The following is a 13,720-nucleotide window of genomic DNA, read 5'->3' as shown; positions in this document are numbered from 1 at the left end:
CCGGCCTCGCCATGACGGCCGTGGGCACGGTGGTGGCGGGCGACCGGGTGCCGGCCTTCGCGATGGCCGACGGCACCCACCGCCGCTTCGCCGCGGGCGCCTTCAGCCACTTCTGAAACCCGCCACGGGTCCCTCCCCCCTCTGCGGGGGAGGGTGGCCCCCGGAAGGGGGTCGGGAGAGGGGCAGCGCGACGGTGCAGGACACAGCGCCCGGCGCGACCATTTCGGAGGCGTCGCTCCCCTCTCCCCCCTGCTGCGCAGGGTACCCTCCCCCGCAGAGGGGGGAGGGGATCTCCCGGTGAGCGGGCGCCCTTCTGGCCCCTCTGCCACTCCTGAAACCCGCCACGGGTCCCTCCCCCCTCTGCGGGGGAGGGTGGCCCCCGAAAGGGGGTCGGGAGAGGGGCAGCGCGACGGTGCAGGACACGGCGCCCGGCGCGACCATTTCGGAGGCGTCGCTCCCCTCTCCCCCCCTGCTGCGCAGGGTACCCTCCCCCGCAGAGGGGGGAGGGAAAGACGCGGCGCGCCAACCACAGCCCCAAGTTGTGAGGCGTCGCATCTGCGAGAAAAGCCTGCCCTCCGTCCGGTTTTATTTCGCGATGCAGCATTTGCGCGGGGTGATCACTGATCTCGTTTGCGCTCTGCGGCGAAGTTTGGCAATCAATGCATGCCCTGGGAAGGAAAGCGCCCCGGGCCGAGCGCCACGTCCCACGGCCGACCCGGCCGAGCTCGACCACGACATGCCCACGCCAGGCACCCCATCACGAAGGACGGTCGAATGCTTCCCTTGATACTGATCATCGCAGGCGGGCTGTGCGCGGTGGCGTACGGCATCGTCACGATCACCGACGTGATGAAACGCGACCCCGGCACCCAGCGCATGCAGGAGATCGCGGGGGCGATCGCCGAGGGCGCGCAGGCCTACCTGAAGCGGCAGTACCTCACCATCGGCGTCGTCGGGGTCGTGCTATTCGTGGCGCTCGCCGTGTTCCTCGGCCTGAAGGTCGCCATCGGCTTCCTGATCGGCGCGGTGCTCTCCGGGGCGGCCGGGTTCATCGGCATGAACGTGTCGGTGCGGGCGAACGTGCGCACGGCGCAGGCCTCGTCCTTCTCGCTGGGCGCGGGCCTCGACGTGGCGTTCAAGTCCGGGGCGGTGACGGGGATGCTGGTGGCCGGCCTCGCGCTGCTGGGCGTCGCCCTGTACTACCTCGTGCTGACCCGCGGCGCCGGGCTCGATCCGTCGAGCCGCGAGGTGATCGACGCCCTGGTGGCACTCGGCTTCGGCGCCTCGCTGATCTCGATCTTCGCGCGCCTGGGCGGGGGCATCTTCACCAAGGGCGCGGATGTGGGCGGCGACCTCGTGGGCAAGGTCGAGGCCGGGATCCCCGAGGACGATCCCCGCAACCCCGCCACCATCGCCGACAACGTGGGCGACAACGTCGGCGACTGCGCCGGCATGGCCGCCGACCTGTTCGAGACCTACGCCGTGACCGTCGTCGCCACCATGGTGCTGGCGGCGATCTTCTTCTCCGGCCCCACCGGCAGCGGTCGGGCCGCCCTCGAGCCGATGATGCTCTACCCGCTGGCGATCGGCGCGGCCTGCATCATCACCTCCATCGCCGGCACCTACGCCGTGCGGCTCTCGGCCAACCAGTCGATCATGGGGGCGCTGTACAAGGGCCTGATCACGGCGGGCCTGCTCTCCATCGTGGCCATCGCCGCCGTGACCTGGACCCTGCTCGGCCCGTTCTCCACCGCCTTCACCACCTCGACCGGGGTGACCTTCACGGCCGGCGGCCTGTTCGGCTGCGCGGTGATCGGGCTCGCCATCACCGCGCTCATCGTCGTGATCACCGAGTACTATACCGGCACCAACTTCCGCCCGGTGAAGTCCATCGCCGACGCCTCCGTGACCGGCCACGGCACCAACGTGATCCAGGGGCTGGCGATCTCGCTCGAATCGACCGCCCTGCCGGCCATCGTGATCGTGGCGGGCATCATCGGCACCCACTCGCTGGCCGGCCTGTTCGGCATCGCCATCGCCGTCACGGCCATGCTGGCGCTCGCCGGCTTCATCGTGGCGCTCGATGCCTTCGGGCCGGTGACCGACAACGCGGGCGGCATCGCCGAGATGGCGGGCCTGCCCCCGGACGTGCGCAAGTCGACCGATGCCCTCGACGCGGTGGGCAACACCACCAAGGCGGTGACGAAGGGCTACGCCATCGGCTCGGCCGGGCTCGGCGCCCTGGTGCTGTTTGCCGCCTACACGTCGGACCTGAACTACTTCATCGCCAACGCGAGCCCGACCCAGTACCGGTTCTTCCAGGGGGTGAGCGTCGATTTCTCGCTCTCGAACCCCTACGTGGTCGTCGGCCTGCTGCTCGGCGGGCTGATCCCGTTCCTGTTCGCGGGCATCGCCATGACCGCCGTGGGCCGGGCGGCCGCGGCGGTGGTGGAGGAGGTCCGCCGCCAGTTCCGGGAGAAGCCCGGCATCATGCAGGGGATCGACAGGCCGGATTACGGCCGGGCGGTCGACATGCTGACCCGCGCCGCGATCAAGGAGATGATCGTCCCCTCGCTCCTGCCGGTGCTGTCGCCGATCGTGCTGTTCTTCGTGATCCAGCCGATCGCGGGGAAGTCCCAGGCCTTCGCCACGGTGGGCGCGATGCTGCTCGGCGTGATCATCACCGGGCTGTACGTCGCCATCTCGATGACCTCGGGCGGCGGCGCCTGGGACAACGCCAAGAAGTACATCGAGGACGGCCACCACGGCGGCAAGGGCTCCGAGGCCCACAAGGCCGCGGTGACGGGCGACACGGTGGGCGACCCCTACAAGGACACCGCCGGCCCCGCCGTGAACCCGGCGATCAAGATCACCAACATCATCGCCCTGCTGCTGCTGGCGGTGCTGGCGCACGCGTAGGCGATAGCCGACCCAATGTTCCGCTCTAAGCCCCTAAAGTTCCGTGCTGTCGCCACCTAGGGTGATTGAGGCCGCCCGCTCGCCGGGCGGCCTTTTTCTTCGCCGATTTTATCTGTGGGCCAGTCCCTGCGTCGACCTGCTTCGTTTGCGCAAGTGATAACTCGGACGGCGCATGCCAGCCTCGGCCCATCTCTCCGGGCCGGCCGGCGTATCCCTGTGCGCTGGCAGACGAATCGCTACGGGATCCGGAACGGTGGAGGCTTCGGGACCTCGATCGGGGCATCGGTGAACAGGTTCGGGAACAGGCGTTCGCGGTAATCAAGCGGAAAGGCGACGCGGACGGGGCCCTTTGGCGTGCCCGATTTCAGGAAGCCCTCCGAAACGAGCTTCGAAAGGACGTTCCGGGCCGTGCGATCCGAGGTCGCCAGGTAGATCCGCGCCTGCCCCCGCTCCATCTCGCCGACCTTGAGGACGGCCGCAACGAGATCTTCCGCCCTCGCGTCGTGGCCGAGGTCGCGCAGCAGCCGGCGATAGCGTCCCTCCAGCGCATCGAGCCTGAAGGCCGCCTTCGTGAACCGGACCTGGTCGATCATGACCGTCAGCGTCCAGGCGCAGAAGTCCCTCAGGGCTTCCTGCGAGAGGTTGCCTCGCCCGTCGCGATCCCCCCGCCGTGGGCTGTCGGCCATATCCATCATGCTCTTGTACTCGTTCCGGTCGCGCAGCCCTCGGGCGAGGCCGCGGGACAGGGACCAGAGGCCATGCCCTCCGATCCCGGCATCCAGGGCCATGGCGTGGGACATCAGGCGGCTGACGCGTCCGTTGCCGTCGATGAACGGGTGAACGTAATTGAGCCGATGGTGGGCCGCCGCGATCGCGATGATCCGAGTGCTCCCGCCGCGCGCCATTCCGTAGCGCCGCTCGAAATAGGTCATGAAGTCGCCGACCCGATCCGAGGACGGCGGCCTGTGCCGGCCGACCTCGACGTCGTCGCCCGCCGTCGAGCGGAACGCCCCCGGAACGATCGGGCGATCGGAGCCGTCCGGCATCCGGACGGTTCGGAACTCGGGGGGCATCTCCTCGTAGAACCGCCGATGCACCCAAGACAGAAAGGCGATGGAGGTCGGCGACGGAAGCCGCCCGTCCCGATGAAGCGCGTCGATCTCCCTCTGGACCAGGACATGGGCGCGCGCCTCCTGGGCCAGGGGGCGCCTCTCCGGATCGACGGGCTGGTCGGCGAGCGCCCGTTCGATGTCGCGGGGACGCGTCGCATGCCCCTCGATAAGGTTGGAGTAGTAGCAGTTCATGAGCCGCACGAGCTCGGCGAGTTCCTCCGCCGGGATCGCATGAAGGTCGTTCCCCAGGTCGTGGGCCTCGGTCTGCAGGTCAGCCACCAAGTCGGCGAGGACGCGCGGCACGTCATCCTCGAAATAGGCTGGCTCGATCCGGGACGGGGTTTCGCACAGGGACATTTGCCGATGATGCCCTCATAGCAACCTTTTGACAAACCGCTCGAAACCAATCCTGATTGGGATGCGGTTGCCGATATCTATTGCCGATCTTCGAGGGGGCTCCCCCCGGCAATGCCGAAACCAGGCGCGATCCCGACCGCCTCCCATGAGGTCAGCCGGCCCTTCGGCTCACGGAGCAGCGAGGCCGCCTGCAGGCGGTTCTCAGGATTGCTGTAGTCGTAGCCCATGGCGGCGCCCCGTCCTGGCCATCGGAGACGCCGGCGACCGGGACGAGTGCCCTGCCGAAACAGGCAAGGTAGAAGCCGGCAGAAGCCATGCACCTCAGGTTTCCTGGCCCGTCGCGGCCTATGCGGAACTTTTGCGTTTCAGCCACGAAACTTTTGTTCGGACAGCCGATCCCACTCAGGACGGAATGCGGGACATTGGATCGGCTATCATAGGCTCAAGGCCGGCGCGGATTCGTTCGCGCCGGCTTCCCCGCCGGCCCGCAACGTCATCGCGAGCGAAGCGAAGCAGCCCAGGGACGCACCATCGTCGGAGGCGGCCCGCTGCCCTGGATCGCGTCACTGCGTTCGCAATGACGGTCCAGGCTCCGGCAGCATCGCCAGGGATGCCCGGGCGATGCGCTCCAGTTCCTCCCGGGGGGCGCCGTCCCGGGCCTGGACCGACATGCCCTGCAGCACCGCCGTGAACACCGCGGCCAGCGCTGGGACATCCGCGTCCGGCGGCAGGTCGCCGGAGGCCACGGCCTGTTCGAAGCGGTTCTGGAAGCCGGCGCGGCTGGCCTCCCGCAGGGTCTTCATGGCGTCGCAGATGTCCTGGGCGTCCGGCGCGACGTTGGCGGTCGCCAGCACCACCACGCAGCCGCAGGGCACGTCCCGCATCGACAGGATCGCCGCCGCCTCGCACAGGAACCGCCCCAGCGCCGGGCGCAGGGCGGGCTCCTCCTTCAGGCGGCGCCAGGGGGCGGCCCAATAGGTCGTCTCGTAATGCTCCACCGCCTCCAGGAAGAGGGCGGCCTTGTTGCCGAAGGCCGCGTAGAGGCTCGGCGGGTTGATCCCCATCGCCGCGCAGAGCTCGGCCATGGTCGCGGGTCCGTAGCCCCGCGTCCAGAACACCTCCAGGGCGCGGTGCAGGGCCTGGGCCCGGTCGAAGCTGCGGGGCCGGCCCTTGCCGCGCGGTGGGGTGATGGCGGTCATCGCCTGCTCGGTGTCGTGGCGCACATCGGGCGTGCGCGCCGCCGAAGCGGCCTTGACGCGCTGTAGTGCCCGTTACAGATCTAATCCCCGTAACGGCCGTTACAATAACCGATTCCCCGCCCGGCGGCGACCGGGATCGCGCCCGGCGCATGCGCCCATTGTGCACTGCGCCCTGGCAGGTCCGCGGCGCGGCGCCATGTCGGCGGGCATACGAGCTTCCCATCGGCCGGTCCCTGCCGGCCCAGCAGTGAGACGATCCCCCATGCCATCCTTGTTCGATCTGATCCGTATCGGCGCCATCGAGGCGAAGAACCGGATCTTCATGGCCCCCCTCACCCGGGGCCGGGCGACCCGCGAGCACGTGCCGACGCCGATCATGGCGCAGTACTACACGCAGCGTGCGGGGGCCGGCGTGATCCTGACGGAGGCCACCGGCATCACGCAGGAGGGCCTCGGCTGGCCCTTCGCCCCCGGCATCTGGTCGGACGCGCAGGTGGATGCGTGGCGCCCGGTGGTGAAGGCGGTGCACGACCAAGGCGGCAAGATCGTCTGCCAGATCTGGCACATGGGCCGGATGGTCCATTCGGACTTCCTGGGCGGCAAGCCCCCGGTCTCGTCCTCGGCCACCACCGCCCCGGACCAGGCCCACACCTACGAGGGCAAGAAGCCCTATTCCCAGGCCCGTGCCCTGGAGGTCGGCGAGATCCCGCGTCTCCTCGCGGATTATGAGAAGGCCACCGCCAACGCCCTGGCCGCCGGCTTCGACGGCGTGCAGATCCACGCCGCCAACGGCTACCTGATCGATGAATTCCTCCGCGACGGCACCAACCTGCGCACCGACGAGTACGGCGGCTCCATCGAGAACCGTGTCCGCCTGCTCCGCGAGGTGACGCAGGCGGTGGTGAAGGTCGCCGGCGCCGAGAGGACGGGCGTGCGCCTGTCGCCGAACGGGGCGATCCAGGGCACCAACGACTCGAACCCGGAGCCGCTCTTCGTCGCCGCCGCCAAGGCGCTGGACGAGATCGGCATCGCCTTCCTGGAGATGCGCGAGCCGGGCCCCGACGGCACCTTCGGCAAGGCCGACCACCCGCCGATCGCCCCGGCCATGCGCAAGGTCTTCCGCAGCCCGCTGATCCTCAACGCGGATTACGACGGGAAGAGCGGCCAGGAGGCCCTGGACCGGAACGAGGCCGACGCCATCGCCTTCGGCCGGACCTTCATCGCCAACCCGGACCTGCCGGAGCGCTTCGCCGAGGGCGCGCCCCTGGCCAAGGACGATGCGGGGACGTGGTATTCGCAGGGCCCGGAGGGCTACATCGACTACCCGACCCTCGCCGGATCGAAGGCCGCCTGAGGCGCCTTCGCCGGTTCGGCGCAACCGCCGACAGGGCGGGCCCCGCCGGGGCCCGCCCTGCCCAGCCCCTTGCACGCGCACGCTGTTTCCGCCGCGCACGGCCACGACTTTTGCAGCGGAACGACCTAGGCAGCGTGCGGTCGCGTCACTATGTGTCGCGTCAGATCATGACCCAGCCGACGCCCGGCGCCTGCGCCCTTCCCGACATGGCCACATCCACGCGGGAAGCCGCGGACCGGGCGGCTGAACTCGACGAACTCGGCATCCTCGATACCGCCCCCGAACGGGCCTACGACGACCTCGCCGCGGTCGCCTCCCACGTCTGTGGCGCCCCCGTCGCCCTGGTCAGCCTCCTCGACACCGACCGGCAATGGTTCAAGGCCGAGGTGGGCCTCGGGATCCGCGAACTCGGCCTGGACCGGACGATCTGCGTCCACACCCTCGCCGAGGGCGGCGAGCTGACCATCCCGGACCTCACCGCCGACCCGCGGACCGCCGACAGCCCCCTCGTGACGCAGGACGGCTTCCGCTTCTACGCGGGCGCGGGCATCCCCGGCCGGGGCGGCGGCGTCTTCCTCGGCGCCCTGTGCGTCCTCGATTACGTGCCCCGCCCCGGCGGGCTCGACAAGGCGCAGCGGGCGACCCTCGATTCCCTGGCCCGCCAGGTCTCGACCCTGCTGGAGCACCGCCGGGCCCTCGCCCTGGTGGCGCGGCGCGAGGCGGAGCTGGCCGCCAACGAGCGGCGGTTCCGGGTGATGACCTCGGCCATGCCGCAGATGGTCTGGACCACCCTGCCGGACGGTTTCCACGACTTCTACAACGACCGCTGGTACGAGTTCACCGGCGTCCCCGCCGGCTCCACGGACGGCGTGGGCTGGAACGACATGTTCCACCCCGACGACCAGGAGCGGGCCTGGAGCCGCTGGCGGCACTCCCTGGCTACCGGCGAGCCCTACGAGATCGAGTACAGGCTGCGCCATCACAGCGGCGCCTATCGCTGGACCCTCGGGCGCGCCATGCCGATCCGCGATGCGGAGGGGCGGATCGAGCGCTGGTTCGGCACCTGCACGGACATCGACGACCTGAAGCGCGCCGAGGGCGAGGCCCGCAAGCTCGCGGCCATCGTGGAGGCGTCGAAGGACTTCATCGGCCTCGCCGCCGAGGACGGGCAGATCAGCCACCTCAACGAGGCGGCGCTGACCCTGGCGGGCCTTCCCGACCTCGCCGCGGCGCGGGCCCTGACGATTCCGGACCTCTTCACCGCCCCGAGCCGTCTGGTCCTCGCCGAGACCGTGATGCCGGCGGTGCGGCGCGAGGGCTGGTGGGAGGGCGAACTCGCCCTCCAGCTTCGGACCGGCGGCGAGGGCATCGCGGTCCATGCCGCGATCTTCTCGGTGCGGGACGCGGCCGGCAGCGTCGTCGGCTTCGCCACCGTCGCCCGCGACCTGCGCGAGGCGAAGCGCTCGGAGGAGGCCCGCGACCTGCTGATCCGCGAGCTGTCGCACCGGATCAAGAACATCTTCGCCGTGGTCGGCGGGCTGGCGGCCCTCACCGCCCGGAGCGACCCGGCCTCGAAGCCCTTCGTCGCGGCGTTCCGGGAGCGCCTGAGCGCCCTCGCCCGGGCCCACGAATATGTCCGCCCCCACTCCCCCGACAGCGCCCCCACCGTGGCGGGCCAGACCGTGCTCGGCCTGATGCGGCTGCTGATGGCGGCCTATGTCGAGGGCGGCCGGGAGCGGGTGGCGATCACCGGGGACGATGTCGAGATCGGCGAGCGCAGCGCCACGGCGCTCGCCCTCATCATGCACGAGCAGGCCACGAACGCGGTGAAGTATGGCGGCCTCTCCCAGGCCGGCGGGCAGGTCGCCCTCACCGGGCGCCGCCGGGAGGGGCGCTACACCCTGACATGGTCCGAGAACGGCGGGCCGGCGGTCTCGGCGCCGCCCTCCCGCAAGGGGTTCGGCACGGTGCTCGCCGAGCGGAGCGTCGCCGGGCAGCTCGACGGCGTGCTGGAGCACGATTGGGCGCCGGGGGGCCTCGTGATGCGCCTCGACGTGCCGGTGACGAACCTGCGGCACTGACGGCGGGCCGGCGCGGGCCCCTCCTCACCCTGCGGGGGAGGGACGCCGCGGGATCCGCCCGCCCGAGGGCGGACGCCGTTACTGGCCGCGGTTGGCGCCCGGCACGATGCTGGCGCCGGAGCCCGAGCCGAAGGGCTCGTAGCGGGTGAGGCCGCGGAAGAGCTGGCTGAGGAACGCCCGGTCCTGACCGCTGGTCGGCGTCGTGCGCTCGATGAAGTCGAACACCTTGCCGTCCTGCAGGCCGTAGAGGGCGACGCGCTCCACCTTGAAGCCCGGGGTGAAGTAGACGGCGACGACCTTCTGGTCCTGCACCGACTCGCCGAGGAACATCACCGAGCGGGTGGTGTTCTGGGAGATGTAGTACCAGGACTTGTTGCCGACCGTGGAGACGGTGGAGGGCGTGCCGAGGGTCTGGAGCACCTGCTCGGCCGACATGCCCGGCTTGACCGAGGCCAGGGCCGCCTGATCCACCTGGTAGCCGTGGCGCAGCTCTTCGCCGATGCACCCGGACAGACCTGCGCCGACGAGGCCGAGCAAGGCAAGGCGCGCGAATGACGAGACGAGACGGCGCCGCATCGGCCCCCCAAGCAATCCATTGACGGCCAGGGCACGCCGCGCCGCCGGCACGGATACGTGCGGCAGCGCTTGCGCCCTGGGCGTGGGTTGGCCTACCGCGGGGATATGGCTTTGACAAGGCAAGCTTGGCCACACCGCCCTGGCCGCTTCATCTCGCCCCGCCCGTTCCGCCGGCCCGGGGGGCCCCGGTGATCGCCCGCCTGTTCCGGCGCGGCGCGGACCGCCGCCGCCCCGTCGAGGGGCTGCACGCGGCCATCGTCGCCGCCTCCCGCCAGCCGGGGCTCTACACCGCCCTCCAGGTGCCGGACACGGTGGAGGGCCGGTTCGAGGCCCTGTGCCTGCACGTCTACCTCGTCCTGCGCCGGCTCGACCGCCTGCCGCCGCCGGCCGCCGACCTCGCGCAGGAGCTTGTGGATACGGTGTTCGCGAGCCTCGACGCGAACGTGCGCGAACTCGGCGTCAGCGACGTGGGCGTCGGCAAGCGCATGAAGAAGATCGCGGCCGCCTTCTACGGCCGGGCCCGGAGCTACGACGCCGCCCTCGATGCCCCTGCGGACGGGGACGCCGCCCTGCGCGCGGCGCTCGGGCGCAACCTCCTCGCCGCCGCCACCGCCACCGATGCGGCGGGGCTGGCCGCCTATGTCCGGGCCGCCGCATCGGCCCTGGCCGACGCCGACCTGGCGGCGATCCTCGCCGCCGGTCCCCCCTTCCCCGATCCGGGCGCCTTCGCGGCGGCCCGCCCCACCGAAGAACGACCGGCATGAGTGTCCCGCCCCCGCCCCCCCTGTCGCGCCCCGTCGAGGTCGGACGCCTGCCCCGCGGCAGGGCCGAGGTCACCGTCGAGGCGACCCCCGGGGAATGCGCCGCCCTGGCGCAGACCTTCGACATCCCGGCGGTGCGCGACCTCGTCGGCCGCTTCGTCCTGACGGGAACGCTGAGCCGGCTCACCGTCAAGGGCACGGTGGAGGCGGTGGCCACGCAGGTCTGCACGCTGAGCCTGGAGCCCTTCGAGACGTCGCTCCGCGAGCCGGTGGAGGTGGTGTTCAGCGACGCGCCGCCGCCGGAGGAGCCGGAGGCGGCCACGGACGAGGGCGCGCCCGAGCCCCCCGACCCGATCGTCAACGGGCGGATCGACCTCGGCGCGCTCACCGCGGAGTTCCTGGCGCTCGGCCTCGACCCCTATCCCCGCAAGCCCGGCGTCAGCTTCGAGCCGGCCCCGGCCGAGCCGGAGCGGGGGCCGTTCGATGTCCTTCGCCGGCTCCACGACGGCGAGGGGTAGGCCCGCCCCCGGCATTGTGAGCGCGGCGCGGCGCGAGGGGGCCGCGCGCCCCGTCCGGCCGTCGCGCCCCTGGGGGATGGCGGCCCCGCGCAGGCGGATGACGGCCCCGCCGGCCCGGACGGCGATTCGTCCGGGAGCCGAACCGCGCCGATTTCGTTTGCCCCTGCGGCCGGCATCGCTATGGTCCGCCGCGCCCGGCGGGGCCTTGAGCGTTCCGCCGTCCCCCACCCCGCCGAGGCCGCGAACCCAAACCGATGTCCGACCGCGTCCGCATCTCGCTCGACGCCATGGGTGGCGACCACGGCCCAGCGACCGTGGTGCCCGGCGCCGCCCTGGCCCGCGAGCGCCATCCCGGCATGACGTTCCTGCTGTTCGGAGACGAGGCGATCCTCGCGCCGCTGGTGGCCAAGGAGCCCCGGCTGAAGGATTGCGTCGAGATCCGCCACACCACCATCGCCGTGGCGATGGACGACAAGCCGAGCCAGGCGGTGCGCCAGGGCCGGGGCAAGTCGTCCATGTGGCAGGCGATCCAGGCGGTGCGCGACGGGCAGGCCGACGCCTGCGTCTCCGCCGGCAACACCGGCGCGCTGATGGCGATGTCGAAGATCTGCCTCAAGACCATGTCCGGCATCGAGCGCCCGGCCATCGCCTGCCTGTGGCCGACGGTGCGGGGGGAGAGCGTCGTCCTCGACGTGGGCGCGACCATCGGCACCGATGCCGAGCACCTCGTGGAGATGGCGGTGATGGGCTCCGCCATGGCCCGCATCGTGTTCGACCTCGACCGGCCGACGGTGGGCCTGCTCAACGTCGGCACGGAGGAGATGAAGGGCAACGAGGCGGTGAAGGAAGCCGCCCGGATTCTGCGGGAGAGCGAGCCCGCCGGCCTCGCCTATCACGGCTTCGTGGAGGGGAACGACCTCGGCAAGGGCACGGTGGACGTGGTCGTCACCGAGGGCTTCACCGGCAACATCGCCCTGAAGACCGCCGAGGGCACCGCCAAGCAGATCGGCACCTACCTGCGGGCGGCGATGACGCGCACCCTCTCGGCCAAGGTCGGCGCGTTCTTCGCCCGCCACGCGTTCAAAGCCCTCAGGGACAAGATGAACCCCAGCCGGGCCAACGGCGGCGTGTTCCTCGGGCTGGAGGGCATCGTCATCAAGAGCCACGGCTCGGAGAACGCCGCGGGCTTCGCCGCGGCCATCGACCTCGCGCACGACATGGCCCGCCACGACATGATCCGGACCATCCGCGAGATGCTCGACCAGACGCCGGCCCTGGCCCCGGCCTGAAGCGGTGCCGTGAGGAGACGGGCGGGCCGCAGGACGGGCTCGCCGGGAAAGGTACACACGATGTCAACCCTGCGTTCCGTCGTCGTCGGCACCGGCTCGTGCCTGCCCGAACGGGCGGTCACCAACGCCATGCTCGCCGAGCGGGTGGAGACCTCGGACGAGTGGATCGTCCAGCGCACCGGCATCCGGCAGCGCCACATCGCCGCCCAGCACGAGACGACCTCCTTCCTCGGCACCCGCGCCGCGCAGGCCGCCCTCGACGCGGCGGGCCTCGGCCCCGACGCCATCGACCTCGTGATCTGCGCCACCTCGACGCCGGACCACACCTTCCCCGCCACCGCGACGCAGATCCAGGCGGCGCTCGGCATCGTGCGGGGCGCGGCCTTCGACCTCCAGGCCGTGTGCGCCGGCTTCGTCTTCGGCGTCACGACCGCCGACAAGTTCCTCGCCACCGGGGCGGCCAAGCGGGCCCTGGTGATCGGCGCCGAGACCTTTTCACGGATCGTGGACTGGGAGGACCGGACGACCTGCGTCCTGTTCGGCGACGGGGCGGGGGCGGTGGTCCTCGAAGCCCGGGAGGAGGCGGAGCGCGGCGTCCTCTCGACCGCCCTGCGCTCCGACGGGCGCCACCGGGACAAGCTCTACGTCGATGGCGGCCCCGGCTCGACCGGCACCGTCGGCCACCTGCGGATGGAGGGGCGGGACGTGTTCCGCTTCGCCGTGGGGCAGGTGACGGACGTGATCGTGGACGCGTTCGAGAAGGCCGGCCTCGGCGCCGACGACCTCGACTGGTTCGTGCCCCACCAGGCCAACCGCCGGATCATCGAGGCCTCCGCCGACAAGCTCGGCATCGCCCGCGAGAAGATCGTGCTGACCGTGGACCGGCACGGCAACACCTCCGCCGCCTCGATCCCGCTGGCCCTCGACGTGGCCGTCCGGGACGGGCGCATCAAGCCGGGCGACCTCGTGATGATCGAGGCGATCGGCGGCGGCTTCAGCTGGGGCGCGGCCCTGATCCGCTGGTGACGGGGGCGGGGCGCCACTCCCGCGGTTGACCGGGCCGCCGCAGCGGATTAGCGTGGCGGATCATAGAGATACGCCTGAAAGGATGCCGCGGACGGTCCGTCCGCGCGCCCTGATCGGGGCAGGCTGGGCCGGCGAGGGGACGTGGAATGGCGGGAAAGACGGTGACGCGTGCCGACCTGAGCGAGGCCGTCTATCATCAGGTCGGGCTGTCGCGGACCGAATCCGCCGCCCTGGTCGAGACCGTCCTGTCCGAGATCTGCACCTGCCTCGCCAACGGCGAGACGGTGAAGCTGTCCTCGTTCGGCTCCTTCGTGGTGCGCAGCAAGGGCCGCCGGGTGGGCCGCAACCCCAAGACGGGCGTCGAGGTGGCGATCGAGCCGCGTCAGGTCATGGTGTTCAAGCCCTCGAACGTCCTGAAGGCCCGGATCAACGGCCTGAACGGCGAGGCCGAGGACGACGAGGAGTAAGGGGGGGGCGAGCCCACGAAAACAGCCCGCCGATCCAGACTTGAGCGACGCGCCCGGCGGC

At 71.2% G+C, this 13,720-nt stretch carries 12 protein-coding genes; 8 read left to right on the top strand and 4 right to left on the bottom strand.

From position 1 onward, the window contains the following. Positions 1-774 precede the first annotated feature (774 nt). Positions 775-2,919, top strand: coding sequence for a sodium-translocating pyrophosphatase (locus tag MKK53_RS01870; protein ID WP_243926332.1), 2,145 nt, complete (start codon positions 775-777; stop codon positions 2,917-2,919). 236 nt (positions 2,920-3,155) lie between these two features. Here the strand turns inward: MKK53_RS01870 and MKK53_RS01865 are convergent, their stop codons facing one another. From MKK53_RS01865 to MKK53_RS01855, 3 genes are all read right to left on the bottom strand, one after another. Continuing rightward, entirely contained in the window at positions 3,156-4,388 is a 1,233-nt protein-coding gene (locus tag MKK53_RS01865; protein WP_243926330.1) for a Fic family protein, read from the bottom strand. 77 nt (positions 4,389-4,465) lie between these two features. Then, a complete protein-coding gene (locus tag MKK53_RS01860; protein ID WP_243926328.1) occupies positions 4,466-4,615 on the bottom strand; it encodes a hypothetical protein in 150 nt (49 codons plus the stop codon). Positions 4,616-4,951: 336 nt separating this feature from the next. Then, positions 4,952-5,587 (bottom strand): TetR/AcrR family transcriptional regulator, encoded by a 636-nt coding sequence (locus tag MKK53_RS01855; RefSeq protein ID WP_243926326.1) that lies wholly within the window; start codon positions 5,585-5,587, stop codon positions 4,952-4,954. Between the two features lie 262 nt (positions 5,588-5,849). Between MKK53_RS01855 and MKK53_RS01850 the strand changes: the two genes are divergently transcribed. Beyond that, on the top strand, positions 5,850-6,941 hold the full coding sequence (locus MKK53_RS01850) for an alkene reductase (protein ID WP_243926324.1): 1,092 nt from the start codon (positions 5,850-5,852) through the stop codon (positions 6,939-6,941). Positions 6,942-7,108: 167 nt separating this feature from the next. Then, positions 7,109-9,022: a sensor histidine kinase gene (locus MKK53_RS01845; RefSeq protein WP_243926323.1), complete on the top strand. Its 1,914-nt coding sequence runs from the start codon at positions 7,109-7,111 to the stop codon at positions 9,020-9,022. Positions 9,023-9,100: 78 nt separating this feature from the next. On the opposite strand, the gene MKK53_RS01840 is transcribed toward MKK53_RS01845, so the two are convergent. Next, positions 9,101-9,598, bottom strand: coding sequence for an outer membrane protein assembly factor BamE (locus tag MKK53_RS01840; protein ID WP_243926320.1), 498 nt, complete (start codon positions 9,596-9,598; stop codon positions 9,101-9,103). A 188-nt stretch (positions 9,599-9,786) separates the two neighbouring features. Here MKK53_RS01840 and MKK53_RS01835 point away from each other — a divergent pair, with 188 nt between their 5' ends. The 5 genes from MKK53_RS01835 (at position 9,787) to MKK53_RS01815 (ending at position 13,659) form a co-directional block, all read left to right on the top strand. After that, positions 9,787-10,362, top strand: a complete 576-nt coding sequence (locus MKK53_RS01835; RefSeq protein ID WP_243926336.1) for a ubiquinol-cytochrome C chaperone family protein — start codon at positions 9,787-9,789, stop codon at positions 10,360-10,362. Beyond that, positions 10,359-10,877 carry a YceD family protein gene (locus MKK53_RS01830; protein WP_243926319.1) on the top strand — a complete coding sequence of 173 codons (519 nt, stop codon included), beginning with the start codon at positions 10,359-10,361 and terminating at the stop codon, positions 10,875-10,877. Before MKK53_RS01835 ends, MKK53_RS01830 begins: the two co-directional genes overlap by 4 nt. Before the next feature lie 254 nt (positions 10,878-11,131). Then, positions 11,132-12,166, top strand: a complete 1,035-nt coding sequence (gene plsX, locus MKK53_RS01825) for a phosphate acyltransferase PlsX (protein WP_243926316.1) — start codon at positions 11,132-11,134, stop codon at positions 12,164-12,166. 60 nt (positions 12,167-12,226) lie between these two features. Then, positions 12,227-13,192 carry a beta-ketoacyl-ACP synthase III gene (locus MKK53_RS01820; RefSeq protein ID WP_243926314.1) on the top strand — a complete coding sequence of 322 codons (966 nt, stop codon included), beginning with the start codon at positions 12,227-12,229 and terminating at the stop codon, positions 13,190-13,192. Between the two features lie 146 nt (positions 13,193-13,338). Next, positions 13,339-13,659: an integration host factor subunit alpha gene (locus tag MKK53_RS01815; protein ID WP_243926312.1), complete on the top strand. Its 321-nt coding sequence runs from the start codon at positions 13,339-13,341 to the stop codon at positions 13,657-13,659. The last annotated feature ends 61 nt before the right edge of the window (positions 13,660-13,720 follow it).

Origin of the sequence: Methylobacterium sp. J-076, assembly GCF_022829405.1 — a bacterium.
Classification (GTDB): domain Bacteria; phylum Pseudomonadota; class Alphaproteobacteria; order Rhizobiales; family Beijerinckiaceae; genus Methylobacterium.
The sequence above is the reverse complement of the archived record's forward strand: the minus strand, read 5'-3'. Positions and strand labels throughout refer to the sequence as shown.